A 19,920-nucleotide genomic window follows, 5' to 3' on the forward strand; every position below is an offset into this window, starting at 1 on the left:
CAGTCATCGTCCTCGCCGCTGGTGCGGGGACGCGGATGAAGTCCGCAACCCCCAAGGTGCTCCACCCGCTCGCCGGGCGCAGCATGCTCGGCCACGCGATGGTCGCAGCGCGCGACCTGTCGCCGCAGCGGATCGCCGTCGTGGTCCGCCACGAGCGTGACCTCGTGGCCGCCGCCGCGCTCGAGGTCGTCCCGACGGCCCTCGTGGTCGACCAGGACGAGGTACCCGGGACCGGGCGAGCCGTCCAGTGCGCGGTCGAGGCGCTCGACGTGCGTGCGCAGGCCGAGGCAGCCGTCCACGGTGTCCCGATCGGGCACGAGGGCCGCGGCCCGGTCGAGGGGCTCGAGGGGTCGGTCGTGGTCCTCGCGGGCGACATCCCGCTCCTGGACGCCGCGACGCTCTCCGAGCTGCTGGCCGTGCACCACTCGGGCGGCAACGCGGTCACGGTCCTGACGACCGAGGTCGACGACGCCACGGGCTACGGCCGGATCGTGCGCGACGAGCAGGGCGGTGTCCTGAGCATCGTCGAGCACAAGGACGCGACCCCCGAGCAGCGCGCCATCCGCGAGATCAACTCGTCGGTGTACGTGTTCGACGCCGGGATCCTGCGCGGTGCGCTGCGCCAGGTCACGCAGGACAACTCGCAGGGCGAGGTCTACCTGACCGACGTCCTGCAGATCGCCCGCGAGGGCGGCGGACGTGTCGGCGCGCTGCGCGTGGCCGACCCGCTGCTCGTCGAGGGCGCCAACGACCGCGCCCAGCTCGCGACGCTGCGCGCCGAGCTCAACCGCCGCATCCTCACGCGCTGGATGCTCGGGGGCGTGACCGTGATCGACCCGGCCACGACCTGGGTCGACGTCGACGTGGACCTGGGCCACGACGTGACGCTGCTGCCGGGTACCCAGCTCCACGGCGCGACCACGATCGGCGCGGGCTCGACGATCGGCCCCGACACGACGCTCACCGACATGGAGATCGGCGCGGGGGCCACCGTGGTCCGCACGCACGGCAGCCTCTCGGTCATCGGCGACGGCGCGAGCGTCGGCCCCTTCGCCTACCTGCGCCCCGGCACGGTCCTGGGCGAGAAGGGCAAGATCGGCACGTTCGTCGAGACCAAGAACTCGACGATCGGGACCGGTTCCAAGGTGCCGCACCTGTCCTACGTGGGCGACGCGACGATCGGCGAGCACACCAACATCGGCGCCGCGAGCATCACGGTCAACTACGACGGCGTCTCCAAGCACCGCACGGTCATCGGCTCGCACGCCCGGACCGGCGCGGACAACATGTTCGTCGCCCCGGTCACGGTGGGCGACGGGGCCTACACGGCCGCCGGCTCCGTGATCCGCCGCGACGTGCCGGCCGGCGCGCTCGGCGTGAGCGGCGCACCGCAGCGCAACGTCGACGGCTGGGTCGCCCGCCGCCGTCCCGGCACGGCCGCGGCAGAGGCCGCGGCCCGTGCGCACGAGACCGACGACGAGACGCCCCCGCCGCTGGGTGCCCAGGCCCAGGCGCAGCTCGCCGAGGCCTCCGCGACGCCTCCGGCCCCCCGCCCGACCCCCGTGCCTGCCAGCCCGGGCGTCCCCACCGTCCCCGACGGATCCAGCACCACGACCAGCAGCACGAACGAAGGGTCTTCCCCACGATGAGCAGCACGATCGCCGGCACCGGGGACAAGTCCCTCGTCCTCGCCTCCGGGCGCGCGCACCCCGAGCTCGCCAAGGACGTCGCGCGGGAGCTGGGCATCGACCTGCTCCCCACGACCGCGTACGACTTCGCCAACGGCGAGATCTACGTGCGCTTCGGGGAGAGCGTCCGCGGCGCGGACATCTTCCTCCTGCAGAGCCACACCGCGCCGATCAACCAGTGGATCATGGAGCAGCTGCTCATGGTCGACGCGGCCAAGCGCGCCTCGGCCAAGACCATCACGGTCGTCCAGCCCTTCTACGGCTACGGGCGCCAGGACAAGAAGCACCGTGGGCGCGAGCCCATCTCGGCCCGCCTCATGGCGGACCTCTTCCGGACCGCCGGCGCCGACCGCCTCATGAGCGTCGACCTGCACGCCGCACAGACCCAGGGCTTCTTCGACGGCCCGGTGGACCACCTGTGGGCCATGCCGATCCTCACGGACTACGTCCGCACGCGCGTCGACACGACGAACGTCACGGTCGTCTCGCCCGACGCGGGCCGTATCCGCGTGGCCGAGCAGTGGGCCGCGAAGCTCGGTGGGGGCCCGCTCGCGTTCGTCCACAAGACGCGCGACATCACGCGTCCCAACCAGTCCGTGGCCAACCGCGTCGTGGGTGACGTCGAGGGCCGCGACTGCGTCCTGGTCGACGACCTGATCGACACGGGCGGCACCATCGCGGAGGCCGTCAAGGTGTGCCTCGCGGCCGGTGCCAAGTCGGTCATCGTCGCGGCGACGCACGGCGTGCTGTCCGACCCGGCGGCCCAGCGCCTGTCCGAGTGCGGTGCGAGCGAGGTCGTCGTGACCGACACGCTGCCGATCGCCGCGGACAAGCACTTCCCGCAGCTCACGGTGCTCTCGATCGCACCGCTCCTCGCCCGCGCGATCCGCGAGGTCTTCGACGACGGCTCGGTCACGTCGCTGTTCGACGGCAACAGCTGAGCCCGGCGCCGTCCGACGGCCCGGCCCCTCGACTCGTTCGAGAGGCCGGGCCGTCGTCGTTCCCGGCCTGAGCCGAGCGGCGGGGTGCGACGAGGCGGACGGGCGGCTCCGTCGTCGGGCTGGCAGGATGCCTGCTGTGACCCAGACGCAGACCCAGGACCTGTCCGCCGGCGTGACCACCACGGGGCAGGGTGCGGCCACCGCGGTGCCCGACGTCGTCGTGGTCGAGCTCGGCGCCGAGGCGAGCGGCGACGACGTCCAGGTCGCGCTCGACTCCGCCAACGAGGGGGTCCGCGCCGCGCGCGAGGCGCTCCTCGCAGGCGGGGTCGCGGACGAGGACCTGCGCACCGCGCAGACGTCCACGTGGACGCAGCAGTCCCAGCAGCCCGACGGCGCCACGAGCCTCAGCGTCACGGCCCGCCTCACGCTGCGGGTCACGGTGCGCGACGTCGCGGCGTCGGGAGAGCTCGTGCGGGCCGCGCTGGGCGCAGCCGGGCCCGTCGCCCGGCTCGACTCGATGCGCTTCGCGGTGAGCGCCCCCGGACCCCTCGCGGTCGCAGCCCGCGAGGAGGCGTTCGCCGACGCCCGGACCAAGGCCGAGCAGTACGCAGCCCTCGCGGGTCGGCGGCTGGGCGCGGTCGTGGAGGTCAGCGAGCAGGGCGGCGGGTCCGCACCGGCGCCCCGCATGATGTCGGCCAAGGCCGCGGTCGTCCACGACGCGCTGGCCGTGGACCCCGGGCGCGAGCAGGTCGACGCGAGCGTGACCGTGCGCTGGGCGTGGGCGGACTGACGGGCCTCTCCGCAGACGCGCTCAGGGGCGCCCGAGGGCCCGGTACGTCCAGCCGGCGGCCCGCCAGGCCGCAGGGTCCAGGGCATTGCGCCCGTCGAGGATGCGTCGGTGCGCGACGAGCTCGCCGAACGCCGCAGGATCGAGCGTCCGATACTCCTCCCACTCGGTGAGCAGCACCACGACGTCTGCGTCCGCGGCGGCCTCCTGCGCTGTGGCTGCGAACTTCAGGTCGGGAACCATCCGGCGGGCGTTCTCGATGGCCTGGGGGTCGGTCAGGACGACGCGTGCCCCCTGAAGATGCATCTGGGTCGCGACGTTGAGCGCGGGCGAGTCGCGCGTGTCGTCGCTGTCGGGCTTGAAGGCCGCTCCCAGCACCGCGATGTTGCGTCCGACGATCGAACCTCCGCAGACCTCGCGGGCCAGGTCCACCATGCGGACCCGTCGGCGCATGTTGATCGAGTCGACCTCCCGGAGGAACGACAGAGCCTGGTCCACTCCGAGCTCACCTGCGCGCGCCATGAAGGCCCGGATGTCCTTGGGCAGGCAGCCGCCACCGAACCCGAGCCCGGCGTTGAGGAACCGGCGACCGATCCGCGCATCGTGGCCGATCGCGTCCGCGAGGACCGTGACGTCACCGCCCGTGGCCTCGCACATCTCCGCCATGGCGTTGATGAACGAGATCTTGGTCGCGAGGAACGAGTTCGCGGCGACCTTCACCAGCTCTGCTGTCGCATAGTCCGTGGCGACCTTGGGGATACCCTCGGCGAGCAACGAGGCGTAGACCTCGTCGAGCACCGCTTCGCTCCGGCGGTCGACGTCCTCGGGAGGCAGCCCGTAGACCAGACGGTCGGGGTGCAGCGTGTCCTCGACCGCGTGCCCCTCGCGGAGGAACTCCGGGTTCCAGACGAGGTGAGCTCCGGGGCTCACCTCCCGGACGCGCTCGGCGAGCCGTCCCGCGGTGCCGACCGGCACCGTGGACTTGCCGACGACGAGGTCTCCCGGTTCGAGCGAGCGGAGCAGCGCTTCGACGGCTGCGTTCACGTAGGCCAGGTCGGCGGCATACTCGCCGCGCTTCTGAGGGGTGCCGACGCACACGAAGTGGACGCGCGCACCATGAGCGTGGCTCATGTCGGTCGTGAAGGTCAGGCGGCCCGAGGCGATGCCCTGCGCGAGGACCTCCGACAGGCCCGGCTCGAAGAAGGGCGCCTGTGCACGGTTGAGGGCGTCGACCTTGTCCGCGTCGAGATCGACTCCGACGACCTCGTGGCCGAGCACGGCCATGCTCGCGGCGTGGACTGCGCCCAGGTACCCGCAGCCGATGACCGACAGTCTCACGGTGAACTCCTCGGAGGCTCGTGACGGTGGGCGACCCGAAGGAAGCAGAGATCGCTCACGCTACTACCGGGTTCGAAGACATCGACCGCGCGGGGTGGATGAAGCTTCCGTCGAAGGCGGGTGAACTTGTCGGCGAGCCCGATGAGGTGTTGGGCACGCCCACCGGGTCCTGCCGTGGAGCGTGACAAATCTCAGGGGGGTCGGCACCCTGGGGCCGCTACGTTGTCTGCATGCTCATCATCGAGGACTACCTCCTGCTCGTGCTGGACGACGTCACGGGCAAGCCCGTCGGTGACAGCTCGTACCTCCAGCAGATCGCCGGCGGGGCGCTCCTCGTCGAGCTCGCGCTCCTGGGCCGGGTCGACCTCGCGGGTGACGCCTCGGGCTGGCGCTCGGGGCGCGTCGTGGTCCGTGACCAGGCGCCCACCGGGCGCCTGCTGCTCGACGACGCGCTCACCGTGGTGAAGTCGAGGGAGGGGTCCAAGCCCAAGAGCCTCGTCGAGGCGCTCTCGCGGACCAAGCCGGCCGACGCCGCGCTCGACGACCTGGTCGCGCGCGGCCTGCTGCGCCGCGAGGACGGGCGGATCCTCGGCATCTTCCCGACGACGCGCTGGCCCGCGGCGGACTCGCGTCACGAGGGCGAGCTGCGGGGCACGCTCGCACGCGTCCTCCTCGACGGCGGAGTGCCCGACGAGCGGACCGGGGCGCTCGTCGCGATCCTCGCCGCGACCCGCCAGGCGGGGCGCGTCATGGCGGCCGGTGCACCGCTCACCGCCTCCGAGCGTCGGGCCGTGGACCAGCGGGCCACGGTGCTCGCGGAGGGGAGCTGGGCGGCCGGGGCGACCCGGAAGTACGTCGAGGAGATCACCGCGGCCACGACCGCGGCGATCACGACGACCGTGGTCATCGCGGGGGCGACGGCCTGACCGGCGATCCGGCTCGTGTCGCGACACGAGCGGGTTTCCCTTGACGTCGTGCGCCCAGGTACAGTAGTTCGGTTGCCTCGGCGAGGGACGTCTGACGGCCGGTGAGTCACCGGAAGGTCAGCAGGATCTGAAGGATCCCCGTAATCGACTGGGCGGTCGTCCTCGTGCGCCCGTCATGTGTCCCGCGCCGACGCAGCCGCCCGTCCTCCGGTGACCAACCAGCCGGCCGGACAGCCGACTGCTTCCCACTGGTAGTCGGCCCGCAAACGTTCTTCAGGAGCTCACGTGTCCGATATCAAGCTTGTCGCAGAGGCCCGCACCGAGTTCGGCAAGGGTGCCGCCCGCCGTACCCGCCGCAACAACCAGATCCCCGCCGTCCTGTACGGGCACGGCACGGACCCGGTCCACGTCGCGCTCCCCGCGCACCAGACCACGCTCGCCCTCAAGCACTCGAACGCGCTCTTCACGATCGCCTTCGACGGCACCGAGGTCCTGGCCCTGGCCAAGGACGTCCAGCGTGACCCGGTCAAGGACGTCGTCGAGCACATCGACCTCCTCATCGTGAAGAAGGGCGAGAAGGTCGACGTCGACGTTCCCGTCCACGTCATCGGTGAGGCCGCTCCTGGCACCATCCACATCGTCGAGCAGCTCACGCTCTCGATCCAGGCCCTGGCGACCAACCTGCCCGAGGTCATCTCGGTCGACATCACCGGCCTCACCGCCGGCACCGTCGTCTTCGCGGGCGACATCGCACTGCCCGAGGGCAGCGTCCTCGTGACGGAGCCGACCGCCGACGTCGTGCTCATCACCGAGCCGCGCGTCGAGGCCACGGCCGCCGAGGTCGCCGCCGAGGCAGAGGCCGCTCCGCTCGTCTGATCGACCTGACGGTCCGATCCACCGCTCTGGACCCGGTCCTCGAGCGGCAGGACCCTGACGACCCGAGGCGTCCGGTGCAGCACTGCACCGGACGCCTCGGACGTTCCCCCGACCTCGACCAAGGACACAGGTGACATGACCGACCAGCCGTGGCTCGTCGTCGGGCTGGGGAACCCCGGCCCCACCTACGCGGGCAACCGCCACAACGTCGGGCACATGGTGCTCGACGTCCTGGCCGGCCGCTCCGGCTCGACCTTCAGCGCGCACAAGGCCCGCGCGGCCGTCGCCGAGGCCCGCCTCGGCGTGCTGCCCGGCGGAGCGCCGGGACCGCGCGTCATCCTGGCCAAGCCCTCGACGTACATGAACACCTCGGGCGGCCCCGTCGCGGGCCTCGCCCAGTACTTCGGGATCGACCCCGACCACGTGGTCGTCGTGCACGACGAGGTCGACATCCCGTTCGGTGACGTCAAGCTCAAGTCGGGCGGTGGCGAGGGCGGCCACAACGGCCTGCGGGACATCACCAAGGCGCTCGGGACCCGTGACTACCTGCGCGTGCGGGCGGGCGTCGGACGCCCCCCGGGTCGCATGGACACAGCCGACTTCGTCCTCAAGAACTTCTCGGGCGCCGAGGCCAAGGAGCTGCCGTTCCTGCTCGACGACGCCGCCGACGCGGTCGAGATGGTCCTGACCGAGGGGCTCCTCGCGGCCCAGGGGAAGTTCCACACCAAGGCGTGAGCGGCTCTCCGTCGGCTCTCGCGCGCGGAGCCGCGGCGTTTCACCCGGGTGAGGTGTCCTTGTCGCCCCGTTTCGCCCGGACCTGACACCTAGGCTGGATCGATATCCATTCCTGGGCGGGTCTCCGACGTCCTGCCCCACGACGGAGGCACGATGACCGAGGGTGTGGCACTGGCGCACGACTACGCGACGCAGCGCGGCGGCGCCGAACGGGTGGCGCTCTGGCTCGCCGAGGCGTTCCCGGGCTCACCGATGTACACGACGCTGTACGACCCCGACGGGACCTTCCCGGAGTTCGCGGACCTCGACCTGCGCACCTCGGCTCTCGACCGTGTCGGCCCGTTGCGCCGTCACCACCGGCTCGCGCTGCCGTTCCTCGCGCCCGCCGTCTCGGCGCAGCGCGTCGAGGCCGACGTCCTGCTCGCGAGCTCGACGGGCTGGGCCCACGGCTACCGGGGGGCCGGGCGCACCGTGGTCTACTGCCACGCCCCGGCCCGGTGGCTCTACCAGCGGGACCGCTACCTGGGCGGCCGTGACGGTGCGAGCGCGGTCGACCGCCTGCGCGGCGGGGTCGCCTCGACCGCGCTGTCCGCGCTCACCCCCGCCCTGCGGGCCTGGGACCGGCGGGCCGCCGGTCGCGCCGACGTCTACCTCGCCAACTCGACCGTCACGCAGCGCGCGATCCGCGACGCGTACGGCATCGAGGCGGAGATCCTGCCCCCGCCGCCCGCGATGATGCCGGCGGGCCTCGAGCGCGAGGTGCCGGGGCTCGAGCCGGGCTTCCTGCTGTGCGTGGCGCGGCTCCTGCCGTACAAGAACGTCGACGTCCTGATCGAGGCCGCCCGGCTGGCGGGCAAGCAGCTCGTGATCGTCGGCGACGGGCCGGACCGGGCGCGCCTCGAAGGGCTCGCCGCGCGGGGGCGAGCGACCACCGGGCGCTGGGGCACGCCGTCGGGCACGGGGGGCTCGGGCGGCGCGACGACGCTCCTGGGCCGCGTCGACGACCCCGAGCTGCGGTGGCTCTACCGGCACTGCTCGATGCTCGTCGCGGCCTCGTACGAGGACTACGGGCTCTCGCCGCTCGAGGCGGGGGCGTTCGGGCGGCCCTCGGTCGTGCTGCGGGACGGCGGCTACCTCGACACCGTGGTCGACGGGGTGACCGGGACGTTCTTCGACGCGCCCGAGCCCGCGCTCGTGGCGCAGGCTGTCCAGGAAGCCCTCGGCGTCCCGTGGGATGATGACGCTCTGACGTCGCACGTCGAGACCTTCGCGCTCCCGCGCTTCGTCGCTCGGCTCCGCGAGGTGGTAGACGCGCAACGAGGGTTCGTGCACACGGAGCCCAGCACGCCAGGGGAGAGGAACCCATGACCGTCCGGGAGTTCATCCGCACCGTGTGGGCCGGCAAGTGGTACGTGCTGGCCGCCGTGCTCGTGGTCGTCGCCGCGGCGACGTTCTACGTGCAGAACCAGGAGACCGTCTATCGTGCGACGGCGACGGTCCAGATCGCGTCCGTACAGTCCTCTCAGGGCGGGGACACGACCGTCCAGGTCACGGTCGCGACAGGGCTCGACGACGTCACCTCGGAGCCCGTCGTGACGCAGGCGGCCGACGAGCTGGGACCCCCGGCCACGTCGGCGAGCGTCGCAGGATCCGTGACGGCGGAGGTCGCCTCTGAGGACGGGACGCTCGTCGCGGTCCACGCCGAGAGCCTGGACCCTGACGAGTCGATCGAGCTCGCGAACGCTGTCGCCACAGCCTACGTCGCCCAGCTCTCGGTCCTCAGGGACGCGCAGAGCGCCGAGATCACGACCCGCATGCAAGCGCTCAGCGAGAAGCTCGCAAGCGTCACCGCACGCCTTGGGCCAGATCCGACCAATCCCCTCGTCCTCGCCGAGCAGGACGCGATCGTCACGGAGTACAAGAGCCTCATCACCCAGAACAACACCCTGAGCTCGATCGCAACCCCTGGGGTCGTGGCGACCCCTGCGACGTCGGCCGAGCCGCTCGGGCTCGGGACCCCCCTCGTCCTGGCGATCGCCTTGCTGGCAGGCCTCGTCGCGGGGATCGGTATCGCGTTCGCCCGCCGGGGCCTCGACCTCCGTGTCCGGACGGCGCCGGAGGCCGCACGTCTCGCCGATGCTCCTGTCCTCGCCGAGCTGTACGAGGTGCGTGCCGCAGACAAGGAGTTCCACCGTTCCGGCACCCTGCCGATCTCCAGCCGCGTCGCGACGCCGTTCACCGAGTCCATCCGAGAGCTCCGCACGGCGGTCCAGGTCTCGCTCGGTGACACGGCGCGGATCGTCGTGGTCGTCACGGCCGTGGACCCCCACGCTCCGCGCTCCTTCATCGCGGCCAACCTCGCCGCGTCGTTCGCACTCAGCGGGCGGCGGACCATCGCGGTCTCGGGCGACCTGCGTCGGCCCCAGCTCGACCGGATCCTCCCGCCCCCCGTCGACTGGGTCGGCGGCGAGAACGAGCTGCGTCCCACTGCGGTCCACAATCTCCACGTCTTCCCGGTGCCGGTCGAGGAGCTCGACCCCGCCGACTACCTGGCCACGGCCGAAGCGAGGCAGCTCGTCGACGACCTTCGTGGTCAGGCCGACGTGGTCGTCATCGACGCGCCGCCTGTCCTCGCCGCGGCCGACGCGACGATCCTGGGTGGGTACGCGAACGGTGTCGTCCTGCTGGCGGCTGCCGGCCAGACCGACCGTGCGGTACTGACCGAGGCCGCGGAAAGGCTCCGGATCAACAACGTCCCCCTCGCAGGCCTCGCCCTGGCGGGGGTCAAGGGGGATCGTCGGATGCTGTACGCGTCGACCTACGGCGTCGAGGCTTCTGCGGCGGTGGCAGGGACGCCCGACGCGTCTCCTGCCGAGCGCACGGCGGCCGCTCCCCGGGAGACCCAGAGCGCTCCCGAGGCCGGGACGACGCAGAGGTCCTCCGATCCGGCCGAGGAGGGCGCGACCACCCTGCCGGAGTCGCTCCCCGAGGCGCACGGGCGCGCCGCTGGAGCGGTCGAGGGGTCGGCCTCTGCCGTACCGACCTCGACCGTGGACACAGACGACGGCCGCCCCGCAGCCCGCTCGGCGCAGGATGACAGAGCGCGCACCGGCCTGCGAGGTCCGGCCGAGCGCGCCGCCGCGATCGACGTCGCGCGCCCCTCGCCCGGCCTGGACGTGGACGAGCCGGTTGCCCCGACGGTCGGCGACCACGCTCAGGCCACGACACCGGACGCCGACGACCGACGTGCACGGCGGGCCGCGCCCCCGGTCGACGCCGGGGCTTCGGCGAGCCCCCCGACGAGTCACTCGGGCGGGCAAGGACAGGCACCAGGGCAGGGCCGTCCGCTCCTCTCGCCCGAGTGGAGCAAGGTGCCGACCGTCGTCGCCGACCAGACCGAGCACCGCCCGGCGACCGACGAGGAGCAGCAGAGCGGTACCCGCCGGCTGCCTTTCCGCTGGTGACGAGGGGCCGTCGCTCCGACGTTCCCGGGACCCCGGCCAGGCCGTTGAGAGTCCTCGTCCTCGACCACACCGGGGCGCTGGGGGGAGCCGAGCTCGCCCTCGTCAGGACGTGCGAGGCGCTCGGGCCCGACGTCGACGTCCGCGTCCTCCTCTTCGCCGACGGTCCGCTGCGGGACAGGCTCGAGAGCCTCGGGGTACGTGTCGAGGTCCTGCCGCTCGACCCGGACCTCAACGAGCTCGACCGGGCCACGGTGGCGAGGGCCGCACCGGCCCACGCGAAGAGCGTCGCGCGGCTCCTAGCCTTCGAGGTGCGGCTGGCGCGCAGGGTGCGGGAGCTGCGGCCCGACGTCGTGCACACCACGTCGCTCAAGGCGGACCTGCTCGGGATCGTGCCTGCCCGCGTGGCCCGACGCCCCCTCGTCTGGCACGTGCACGACCGCATCAGCGAGGACTACCTCGCCCGGCACCTCGTGACAGCGGTCCGGGCGCTCTCACGCCTCGCGGACGCCGTCGTGGTGAACTCGCGCGCCACCGCGGCGACGCTGCCGGGTCCGGTGACGATCGCGTACCCGGGGTTCACGCCCGACCAGGCGACCGGCGAGGCGGTGCACCGCGCCCCGCGCCCCCCGGTGGTCGGCCTGGTCGGCCGGTACGCGCCGACCAAGGGGCAGCTCGAGCTCGTCCGCGCCGCAGCGACCGTCCTCGAGCGGCACCCCGAGGCGCGGTTCAGGTTCGTCGGAGCACCGTTCTTCGGGGCCGAGGGCTATGTGGAGAGCGTGTGTGCCGAGGCACGACGTCTCGGGGTCGACGAGGCAGTGACCTGGACGGGCTTCGCGGAGGATCCTCGCGCCGAGATCGACGGGCTGACCGTCCTCGTGCACGCGTCTCCTGTCCCCGAGCCCTTCGGACAGGTCGTCGTCGAGGCGATGGTCCGGGGTGTGCCGGTGGTGGCCACCGCTGCGGGCGGCGTCCCTGAGATCCTCGACCCGGACGGCGCGGTGACGGACGTACCGGCACCTGGGACGGTCCACGAGTCCGATCTGGGCCTCCTCGTGGCCCCGGGCGACGTTGCAGGACTCGCGGCAGCCGTCGTCGCGGTCCTCGACGACCCGGTCGCTGCGGGACGTCGGGCTGACCGAGCCCACCTGTCCGCGACCACCAGGTTCTCCGTGGCATCGACGGCCGGCACGCTCAGCGACGTGTGGGAACGGGTGACCGCAGGCGTTCGATGACCTCCGCCATGCGGCGGGTCTGTCCCTCCCACGTCGGGACGTCCTCTGCGACGTCCGCAAGCCGGTCCTCGGCCCCGGTCCCCGGGGCCGAGAGGATCTCTCGCACGGCGGAGGCGAAGTCGGCGGCAGCCGCGACCGTCACCTGCGGATCGGTCGTGTCCCGGAAGCCTGCGACCGGCGTCGCGACTACGGGTCGCCCGACGGCACGGTACTCGTAGAGCTTGATCGGGTCCAGGCTGTCGGTGAAGTCGTTGACGAGGTGCGGGACCAGGAGCACCGTCGCGTGCTGCAGGTAACCGGGAACGGCAGACCAGGGCCGTGAACCGAGCAGCCGGACCCCGGCAGCCCGCAGGGCACGGACCTCCTCCGTGCTGAGGTCGACGAGCGGGCCGACCAGGACGACCGTCCCCGTGCCGTCGAGCTCTCGTGCGGTCCTCAGCAGCGTCGGGACGTCGAACCTGTCGTGGTGGACCGTGCCGAGGTAGAGGGCCACGGGGCCGGCAGGCAGGTCGGGCGGTCGAGGGACCGGGCGACGGTAGCGGTCGAGGTCCACCGCGTTGGTGATGAGCGTGACCGCGCGATCTGCTCCCTTGGACCGTGCGAGGTGCTCGGAGCACACGACGACCTCACCGCAGCCGACGAGCAGCGTCCGCTCGTCGGCTGCGAGCCGCCGAAGTTCCTCGGACGTCCGGTTCGCCGCCAGCCAGTCGTCCGTCACGTCGTAGAGCGCGGGCCAGGAGGTCAGGTCGAGCAGGTTCGCCGCCGCCGGGTCGTTGATCCACAGCACAGGGTGCGTGAGGCCGGCGCGACGTGCGGCACGACGCGTGAGCGCCGCGAGCCTGCCGTCGACCACCGGGTCGATCCTGCGAGGCAGGATCTTGGTCGGCTGATAGAGCCACAGGCGGTCGGGGTCCACGCCCTCGAGATCCGTGGCCCGGCGCAGGCCCTTGCCCGGGCGAGGGAGGAACCCCCGTCGGAGCTCGTGCAGGGGGTCCGTGGCCGGCTCGACGAAGAGCACCCGGAGCGTGGGGTCCGCGCGGAGCAGACCGGCGACGAGGTACTGGTTGCGCCGCCAGTGGTCGTCCCACGCCTCGAGCGAGACCACCACGATCTCGTTGCCGTCCGGGTCACGTGGTCGGTGCGGCCGGAGGGGCAGGTACCGACTCACAGGACGCTCCGATAGACAGCAGCGGTCGCCGAGGCTTGTGCCTCGACGGTGAAACGGGTGCGCTGGGCGGATCGGGCGGCGCTCGCGTAGGCCTCGCGACGGCTCGGGTCCCGCGCGAGCGACCGCAGCCGTGTCCCCGCGGACTCCACGTCCCCGGGCGGGAAGAGCGCGAGCGGGTCGAGACCCTCGAGGGTCTCGAGGTGGCCACCGGCCGCAGAGGCCACGACGGGGAGCCCGTAGGACATCGCCTCCAGGACGCTCAGCCCGAGGCCTTCCACGTCGCAGGGAGCGAGCAGGATCGAGGCCGTCCTGAGAAGCGGCTCGGTGTCGCGCTGATGGCCGAGGAACGTGACAGCCGTCGCGATCCCCAGCTGGCCCGCCAGGACCTCGAGCTCCCCACGCTCCGAGCCGTCGCCCGCGATCTCGAGGGACCAGCCGTGCGCAGCGAGCCCCGAGGCGGCGAACGCGTGCATTCCTGCACCGGTCCGCTTCTCGGGTTCGAGCCGTTGGAGCATCACGATCGTGCGGCGCCGGTCGGACACGCTCAGCCCCGCCGGCTGGTCGAGGACTCCGGGGTGGACGACGACGCTCGGGCCGTCGACCGACTCCGCGACGTAGCGGCTGATGGCGATCTGCACGTCGACCCGGTGGCGGCCGACCGCTGCGACGAGCGCGGAGCTCGGACCGCTGCCACGCGGGCCGGCGAAGTGGCGCGTCGTGACGACAGGGGGGAGCCGCCGGATGGATGCACCAGCAAGGGTCGCGCCGACCTCGGCTGCGGTCATGTGGGTATGGACCACATCGGCGGCGCGGCACGCGGAACGGATCGCCCGGGCAACGTCGATCGTGCGTGCGGCAGGGAGCCTGCGGACCCCGGTGTGCTCCAGCGCGGCCGCCATGGCCTCCTGTCTGCCTCCGACGACGAGCACCGTGTCGCCCCGCCGAGCCTGCTCGCCGGCCAGGCGGGCCACGTGCCGCTCGACCCCGGCGAACCCGTCGGACCGGATGGCGTGGACGATCCTCACGCAGTCTCCTTCGTCGTGCGCCGCGGCGCGGGGCTGGTACTGACGGTCGCGCTCGCCATGCCCGAGGTGCGGAGGGACTCGAACAGACGGAGGTACGACTGCGACACCTCGTGCCAGGAGTGCGCCTCTGCCACCGCTCGCGCCGCGGCGGCGAGCGCACCGCGGTCCAGGCCGGCGAGGTCACCGACCGCTCGAGCGAGCGCTTCCGGGGCGGGCGAGGTCACGTAGCCGTCGACGCCGTCGTGAACGACCTCGGGCACGCAGCCGACGGGCGTCGCGACGACCGGCAACCCGCAGGCGAGCGCTTCGAGGACCACGAGCCCGTAGGACTCGTAGGCGCTCGGGAACGTGAAGACGTCGCACGCGTGAAAGGCCTCGCGAGGATCGGGAACCTGCCCGAGGAGGATGACGCGGCCGGAGAGGCCCAGGTGGTCTGCCGCGCGCGCGGCGTCCTCCACCATGTCCGCAGCACCACCGACGACGACGAGGCGGAACCGTGACGGCAGTTGACACAGCGCGTGCATCACCGCGGGAAGGCCCTTGCGCTCGAACTCGTGCCCCACGAAGAGCAGTGCGACGTCGTCGTCCGCGAGACCCAGGTGACGACGTGCCGCGGCGCGCCCCGCGGCCGTCGGCGGCCGGTACCGCTCGACGTCGACCCCGTTGCCGATCGTGACGGTCCGGGGTCGCAGGCTCGGGTAGGTGGCCCGGAGCGCCGAGTCCTCCTCGTCGACGAGGTTGACGACGACCCGGTGGATCGCCGACCGGTACCGCAAGGTGTCGCGTGCCGCCACGAAGAGGTGCATGGGATTACGGAGCATGCGGAGCCTGTAGCTGCCCCGTGAGCGCATCGCGGCCTGCAGGATGCCGTGGTTGACGTAGACGTCCCCCGCCAGGACGTCGTTGTGACAGAGCGCGACGGCGTCCGGGTGACGGCGCAGCACCCTGTGCGCGAGGACGCTGCCCACCGTCGAGAACCAGACCACCCGTGCCATGAGCGCCAGCTTCCCGCGCAGGCCAGGACCAGGCTCGGGGAGCCACGATCCACGAGCGTCGTCCATGGTGAACCGCCCGACCTGGTGCCCGGCTGCGCGCCACTCCTGCTCCAGGTGGTGGGCCACGGCCCCGACGCCCGTGCCCGGACCGATCACCGGGGCGATCTGCAGGATCTTCACACGCTCCTCATCTCTTCGACCGACCGCAGGTGGTCCGGGTTGGGAAGGGCGTCCCCGGTGAGGTCCCGCGCTTCCTGCTGTCTTCGGGCGTAGGCCTCTGCCCCGACGCACAGCCCGACGATCAGGAAGGGGACCGAGACGACGACCGAGGACCAGAAGAGGTCGAACTGACCCTGGATGAAACGCATGAGGAGGATCGAGAAGGCCAACGTGCCGAAGCGGGGATTCATCCGCCACAGGACGACGAAGGACCCGAAGAACAGCACCAGGAAGCCGACGAGCCCCACGAGCCCGGCGGAGGAGAGCACCTCGAGCTCGGCGTTCGGCGGTTGGAAGAAGTACTCGGTCCGTCCCGCGGTCCACCACCTCAGGCCCACGCCGAAGGCCTCGTTCTGGCGCCACACCTCGAGCGCCTGCTGGTACCAGGCGAGCCGCTGGTAGGCGGAGTTGAACTGGTTGTTCTCGGAGAGCTGCTCACGCACCACGAGGACGACGAAGTAGATCGCCGGGATCACCGCGAGGAGGATCAGCTTGGACCGCTTGCGGTCCGGGTCGGCCCGCAGGGTCACGAGGATCAGACCGATCGCGAGCCCGACCAGAGCCTGACGCGCCTGGGAGGCGAGGACGGCGAGGCTGCACAGCCAGAACGACGCGAGCGCGAACCAGCGGGGCCAGCCCACCCACCACGGCCGGGCGTACGCGACGAGGGCGGCGAACGCGAGGACGCACCCGATGAAGTTCTTGTGCATCCCGAAGGGCCACTCGAGATAGACGGCTCCGGTGTTGCCCGCGGCGAGCTGCTGCAACGCCGTGATGCACGTGAGGACGGCGATCCCCAGGCACGGGACGAGGAACAGCGTCAGGCCGACTCGGGCCCTGCCGGCGCGGCCGACCGCCCAGCCGACCACGAGGGCGCCACCCACCGAGAGCCAGGCGTGGAACCACTCGACGGTGTTGGCGACATAGGGGTTCGCGATGACAGTGAAGAGCGTCGCGACCTGGTAGAGCGCCGACAACCAGAGCAGCGACCGCATGGGGCCCGAGAACGGGCGTGGGGCGAAGAACAGGGCGAACCAGAAGGCGCCGAAGAGCGCGAAGTCGCTGAGCGAGAGGTCGACCCCCCCGCCCCCGACCCGCTCGACGATCACCAGCGCGGGCATCGCGAGGATGGGGACCGCGACGGGCTCGTACACCGTGAGCCCGATCGCGAGCAGGACGACCGCAGCGCCGAGCGCGACAGGACCCGTGGCCGGGACGAGGACGCCGACGATGGCCAGCACTGCGACGAGAGCCAATCCTCCGACGAGGACCGCCGACCCGTGCCGTATCTGCCGGAGCCTCATCGTGGGACCGCCGGGAGCGTGGACTCGGAGTGCACCGGGCCGCGCGCGTAGAGGCGCACGCGTCGGCGTGCGGCGTGCTGTGCGGGGCCCTGGAGCACGAGGGCACGCCCCGCCGACCCGAGCAGTGCGGCGACCCTGGCCGTCTGCCAGCCGAGCACACCGAAGTGCTTGCGCAGGTAGCGCTCCTGGGAGGCGTGGAAGTGGGTCTCGCGGCGGGCCGGGTCGCTGCTCGTCGCGCCTCCCAGGTGCAGCGCGCGAGCACCGGGGACGAGGAGGTGGCGCCACCCGGCGAGCGTCGCGCGATAGGCCCAGTCCGTCTCCTCGGCGTAGAGGAAGAACCGTTCGTCGAAGCCGCCGACCTCCGCGAGGGCCTGAGCACGGAGCAGGAGCACGGACCCGATGACGAACGAGCGGTCGGGAGGCGTCGGCCGTAGCCTCCCGAGACCTGCTGCCTCGACCCACGTGGCGAGCGGTGAGGGGTAGGGCCACGTGACACGAGCCTCGGTCCCGTCGCCGTCCACCTGTCGAGGGCCGGCGCTCGCGGCGCGCGGGTCGGCGTGCATCCCGAGCTGGAGCGCGGCGACGTCCTCGGGAGTGACCACCGCGTCGGGGTTGAGCAGCAGCACGTCCGACCCGGGCGACCGCCGGTGCTCGAGCGCATGGTTGACCCCTGCTGCGAAGCCACCGTTGCGTCCGGGGTCGAGGTAGGTCGCCCCGGCGAGCGCAGTGATCTCGCGGATCTCCTGCATCGAGGAGTTGTCGACGACGGTCACCTCGAACTTTCCGGCGAGCGGCGCCAAGGCGTCGGCCAGCAGCTCGGGGGAGCCGTAGGCGACGACCACGACCTCGGGCGGCGCGACGTCGTCGGTCGTCTGCTCCGTGACCGTGCCGGGCCGGGCGGCCTCGGCGAGGATGTTGGTGTACATCCGGTGGTAGCGGTGGGCGACCTCCGACCAGCTGCAGGAAGCGGCCCGCCCGAGGCCCTCGTCCCGCAGGGTCGTTGCGAGCTCCGGGTCGGTTCCCACGCGGAGCAGGGCTCGACGCAAGGCGTCGGGGTCGCCCGGGGGAACGAGCAGACCTGCGCCGCCGACGACGTCCGGCAGCGCGCCGGAGTCGCTCGCCACGACGGGAGTCCCGCACGCCATCGCCTCGACGGCTACGCGACCGAACTGCTCGATCCATCCGGGTGTGTCGAGGGAGGGCACCGCGAGCACGTCCAGCCCGCGGTAGAAGTCGGGTAGCGCGGCTTCGTCGAGCGTCCCGAGGAACGTGACCCGGTCTCCCAGCCGGCCGGCCGTCGCACGGAGCGCGTCGCCGTCGGGTCCCGCTCCGGCGACGCGCAGCGCCAGGCGGTCGTCGTCGGCGACGGCGCGCAGGAGGACGTCGACGCCCTTGTGCGAGGCGAGCCGCCCGGCGTATCCGACCACGACACGGCCCGACGACGGAGCGCGCGTCCCGTGGTCGGCATGCCCAGGTGCGTGCTCGTCCGCCGGCTCGGGCGAGAAGTGCTCGACGTCGACGCCGAGGGGGATCACCTCGACGGCTCCCCGCATGCCCTTGGCGCGAGCTACGCGTCCTGCCTCCTCGTTGCACACCGAGATCGCGGCTGCCCCTCGCAGCGCGCGCGACTCGAGCCATCTGAACGGCCAGGGGTAGCGCTTGGTGAGGTTCTGCGCCGAGTACAGGACGTAGGGCGCAGGACGCGTCCCCGTCATCCGCCGCAGCGCTCGCAGGACGAGGAACTCGGCCGTGGCGAGCGCGAAGGGTTCCTCGTGGACGTCGACCACGTCCCAGGTCTCGCCGAGCGCGCGCCACAGCGGGAGGGGATCGTAGAGGAAGAGCGCTGGGTGGGTGCCGATCGTCCGCAGGCCCAGGACCTTCTCGCCGGGTCGGCGCACCAGATCGACCTGTGCGCCGCCCTCGTCCCAGGTCCGGGCGCTCAGGAGGTGGACGTCGACCCCACGAGCCCGCAGGCCACGCTCCCGCCCGCGCCAGGCGTCGACGACGGCGCTGTGGGAGACACGGAGGACCTTCATGCGTGCGATTCTCCCGCACGGTCCGCCGGTTGATGCACCGATGGCCGGAAGATCACCCGGGGCGGATTCCACCCGCTCCTGCAGTGCTGAGGCGTCGGGGGAGCGAGTATCTTCGACAGCGAACCTACCCACCCTGCCCCTGGCTGAGAAGGACCATCATGCGCGTACTGGTTGACGGAGACCGTGGATACATCGGAGCGGTCCTCGTCCCGTTCCTCCAGGAGGCGGGGCACGAGGTCGTCGGCCTCGATGCCGGGTGGTATGACGGGTGCGACTTCGGCCCCCAGCCCGGTGGGTACGAGCAACGCACCGGCGACATCCGCGACGTGGTCCCGGCCGACCTCGAGGGCTTCGACGCGGTGGTCCACCTTGCGGCGATCTCCAACGACCCGATCGGTCACCTCAACCCCGGGGCGACGTACTCCGTCAACGCCGAGGGCGCGGTGCACATGGCGCGCGCGGCCAAGGCCGCGGGTGTCGAGCGGTTCCTCTTCTCGTCGTCGTGCTCCCTCTACGGGGCAGGAGGCGATGCCCCCGTCGCCGAGGACGGCGACTTCAACCCGGTCACCCCCTACGGTGAGAGCAAGGTCATGGCGGAGCAGGGGATCTCCCCGCTCGCGGACGCCTCGTTCTCCCCGAGCTACCTGCGCAACGCGACGGCCTACGGCTCGTCGCCGCGCCTGCGGGCCGACATCGTGGTGAACAACCTCACCGGGACGGCGTTCACCCAGGGCCAGGTCCGGCTCCAGTCCGACGGGTCGCCGTGGCGTCCGCTCGTGCACGTCGAGGACATCTCGCGAGCCTTCCTCGCGGTGCTCGAGGCGCCGCGCGAGGCCGTCCACGACCAGGCGTTCAACGTCGGGCGGGACGAGGACGTCGTCCAGATCCGCACCATCGCCGAGCAGGTCAGCGAGATCACCGGGGCGCCGGTGTCCTTCGCCGCCGGGGCCGGTCCGGATGCCCGCAACTATCAGGTCGACTTCACGAAGATCCGCTCCGTGCTGCCCGCCTTCGCCCCGCAGTGGACGGTGCCCGACGGCATCCGGGAGATCTGGCGCGACGCCGGCGAGCGCGGGCTGACGACCGACGACTTCGAGGGACCGCGTTTCGTCCGCCTGCGCAAGATCCAGGAGCTCGCCTCCGCGGGACGCCTCGACCTCGCGACCCTGCGCACCCCCTGACATCC

General features: G+C 72.3%; 16 protein-coding genes. 10 read left to right on the forward strand and 6 right to left on the reverse strand.

What is annotated here, in order from left to right:
* Nucleotides 1-35 precede the first annotated feature (35 nt).
* The 3 genes from glmU (at nucleotide 36) to ASE27_RS03080 (ending at nucleotide 3,419) form a co-directional block, all read left to right on the forward strand.
* Entirely contained in the window at nucleotides 36-1,649 is a 1,614-nt protein-coding gene (glmU, locus tag ASE27_RS03070) for a bifunctional UDP-N-acetylglucosamine diphosphorylase/glucosamine-1-phosphate N-acetyltransferase GlmU (protein WP_235534033.1), read from the forward strand.
* On the forward strand, nucleotides 1,646-2,629 hold the full coding sequence (locus ASE27_RS03075; RefSeq protein WP_056645611.1) for a ribose-phosphate diphosphokinase: 984 nt from the start codon (nucleotides 1,646-1,648) through the stop codon (nucleotides 2,627-2,629). The genes glmU and ASE27_RS03075 overlap by 4 nt, the downstream gene beginning before the upstream one ends.
* 136 nt (nucleotides 2,630-2,765) lie before the next feature.
* The gene (locus tag ASE27_RS03080) at nucleotides 2,766-3,419 is read left to right on the forward strand and encodes an SIMPL domain-containing protein (RefSeq protein WP_235534031.1); all 654 of its coding nucleotides are present in this window, start codon (nucleotides 2,766-2,768) and stop codon (nucleotides 3,417-3,419) included.
* A gap of 21 nt (nucleotides 3,420-3,440) precedes the next feature.
* On the opposite strand, the gene ASE27_RS03085 is transcribed toward ASE27_RS03080, so the two are convergent.
* Nucleotides 3,441-4,754, reverse strand: a complete 1,314-nt coding sequence (locus ASE27_RS03085; protein ID WP_056645617.1) for a UDP-glucose/GDP-mannose dehydrogenase family protein — start codon at nucleotides 4,752-4,754, stop codon at nucleotides 3,441-3,443.
* A 230-nt stretch (nucleotides 4,755-4,984) separates the two neighbouring features.
* Between ASE27_RS03085 and ASE27_RS03090 the strand changes: the two genes are divergently transcribed.
* The 6 genes from ASE27_RS03090 to ASE27_RS03115 all read left to right on the forward strand — a co-directional run bounded on the left by ASE27_RS03090 (nucleotide 4,985) and on the right by ASE27_RS03115 (nucleotide 11,987).
* Entirely contained in the window at nucleotides 4,985-5,680 is a 696-nt protein-coding gene (locus tag ASE27_RS03090) for a GPP34 family phosphoprotein (protein WP_056645621.1), read from the forward strand.
* A gap of 285 nt (nucleotides 5,681-5,965) precedes the next feature.
* Entirely contained in the window at nucleotides 5,966-6,556 is a 591-nt protein-coding gene (locus tag ASE27_RS03095) for a 50S ribosomal protein L25/general stress protein Ctc (protein ID WP_056645624.1), read from the forward strand.
* A gap of 135 nt (nucleotides 6,557-6,691) precedes the next feature.
* Nucleotides 6,692-7,291, forward strand: a complete 600-nt coding sequence (gene pth, locus ASE27_RS03100; protein WP_056645627.1) for an aminoacyl-tRNA hydrolase — start codon at nucleotides 6,692-6,694, stop codon at nucleotides 7,289-7,291.
* A gap of 153 nt (nucleotides 7,292-7,444) precedes the next feature.
* Nucleotides 7,445-8,659, forward strand: a complete 1,215-nt coding sequence (locus ASE27_RS03105) for a glycosyltransferase (protein WP_056645630.1) — start codon at nucleotides 7,445-7,447, stop codon at nucleotides 8,657-8,659.
* Nucleotides 8,656-10,755 carry a polysaccharide biosynthesis tyrosine autokinase gene (locus ASE27_RS03110; protein WP_056645633.1) on the forward strand — a complete coding sequence of 700 codons (2,100 nt, stop codon included), beginning with the start codon at nucleotides 8,656-8,658 and terminating at the stop codon, nucleotides 10,753-10,755. Before ASE27_RS03105 ends, ASE27_RS03110 begins: the two co-directional genes overlap by 4 nt.
* A gap of 44 nt (nucleotides 10,756-10,799) precedes the next feature.
* Nucleotides 10,800-11,987 carry a glycosyltransferase gene (locus ASE27_RS03115; RefSeq protein ID WP_056645635.1) on the forward strand — a complete coding sequence of 396 codons (1,188 nt, stop codon included), beginning with the start codon at nucleotides 10,800-10,802 and terminating at the stop codon, nucleotides 11,985-11,987.
* On the opposite strand, the gene ASE27_RS03120 is transcribed toward ASE27_RS03115, so the two are convergent.
* From ASE27_RS03120 to ASE27_RS03140, 5 genes are read right to left on the reverse strand one after another with little or no spacing between them, the layout of a single operon-like run.
* Nucleotides 11,947-13,155 (reverse strand): glycosyltransferase, encoded by a 1,209-nt coding sequence (locus ASE27_RS03120; protein ID WP_235535332.1) that lies wholly within the window; start codon nucleotides 13,153-13,155, stop codon nucleotides 11,947-11,949. The two genes, ASE27_RS03115 and ASE27_RS03120, sit on opposite strands and share 41 nt — an antisense overlap.
* On the reverse strand, nucleotides 13,152-14,180 hold the full coding sequence (locus ASE27_RS03125; RefSeq protein WP_056645642.1) for a glycosyltransferase family 4 protein: 1,029 nt from the start codon (nucleotides 14,178-14,180) through the stop codon (nucleotides 13,152-13,154). Before ASE27_RS03125 ends, ASE27_RS03120 begins: the two co-directional genes overlap by 4 nt.
* On the reverse strand, nucleotides 14,177-15,355 hold the full coding sequence (locus tag ASE27_RS03130) for a glycosyltransferase family 4 protein (RefSeq protein WP_056645643.1): 1,179 nt from the start codon (nucleotides 15,353-15,355) through the stop codon (nucleotides 14,177-14,179). Before ASE27_RS03130 ends, ASE27_RS03125 begins: the two co-directional genes overlap by 4 nt.
* Nucleotides 15,352-16,650: an O-antigen ligase gene (locus ASE27_RS03135; RefSeq protein ID WP_162259209.1), complete on the reverse strand. Its 1,299-nt coding sequence runs from the start codon at nucleotides 16,648-16,650 to the stop codon at nucleotides 15,352-15,354. The genes ASE27_RS03130 and ASE27_RS03135 overlap by 4 nt, the downstream gene beginning before the upstream one ends.
* Before the next feature lie 44 nt (nucleotides 16,651-16,694).
* Entirely contained in the window at nucleotides 16,695-18,734 is a 2,040-nt protein-coding gene (locus ASE27_RS03140; protein ID WP_056645649.1) for a glycosyltransferase, read from the reverse strand.
* A 158-nt stretch (nucleotides 18,735-18,892) separates the two neighbouring features.
* Between ASE27_RS03140 and ASE27_RS03145 the strand changes: the two genes are divergently transcribed.
* Nucleotides 18,893-19,915 (forward strand): NAD(P)-dependent oxidoreductase, encoded by a 1,023-nt coding sequence (locus tag ASE27_RS03145; RefSeq protein ID WP_056645653.1) that lies wholly within the window; start codon nucleotides 18,893-18,895, stop codon nucleotides 19,913-19,915.
* Nucleotides 19,916-19,920: the final 5 nt, after the last annotated feature.

It is taken from the genome of Oerskovia sp. Root918, assembly GCF_001428945.1.
GTDB classification, from domain to species: Bacteria; Actinomycetota; Actinomycetes; order Actinomycetales; family Cellulomonadaceae; genus Oerskovia; species Oerskovia enterophila.

What these genes read in the sequence shown, in the direction of transcription:
- glmU (WP_235534033.1), top strand. Translation starts at nt 36, where the DNA reads ATGAAGTCCGCAACCCCCAAGGTGCTCCACCCGCTCGCCGGGCGCAGC.
- ASE27_RS03090 (WP_056645621.1), top strand. Translation starts at nt 4,985, where the DNA reads ATGCTCATCATCGAGGACTACCTCCTGCTCGTGCTGGACGACGTCACG.
- ASE27_RS03140 (WP_056645649.1), bottom strand. Translation starts at nt 18,734, where the DNA reads ATGAAGGTCCTCCGTGTCTCCCACAGCGCCGTCGTCGACGCCTGGCGC.
- ASE27_RS03110 (WP_056645633.1), top strand. Translation starts at nt 8,656, where the DNA reads ATGACCGTCCGGGAGTTCATCCGCACCGTGTGGGCCGGCAAGTGGTAC.
- ASE27_RS03075 (WP_056645611.1), top strand. Translation starts at nt 1,646, where the DNA reads ATGAGCAGCACGATCGCCGGCACCGGGGACAAGTCCCTCGTCCTCGCC.
- ASE27_RS03145 (WP_056645653.1), top strand. Translation starts at nt 18,893, where the DNA reads ATGCGCGTACTGGTTGACGGAGACCGTGGATACATCGGAGCGGTCCTC.
- ASE27_RS03105 (WP_056645630.1), top strand. Translation starts at nt 7,445, where the DNA reads ATGACCGAGGGTGTGGCACTGGCGCACGACTACGCGACGCAGCGCGGC.
- pth (WP_056645627.1), top strand. Translation starts at nt 6,692, where the DNA reads ATGACCGACCAGCCGTGGCTCGTCGTCGGGCTGGGGAACCCCGGCCCC.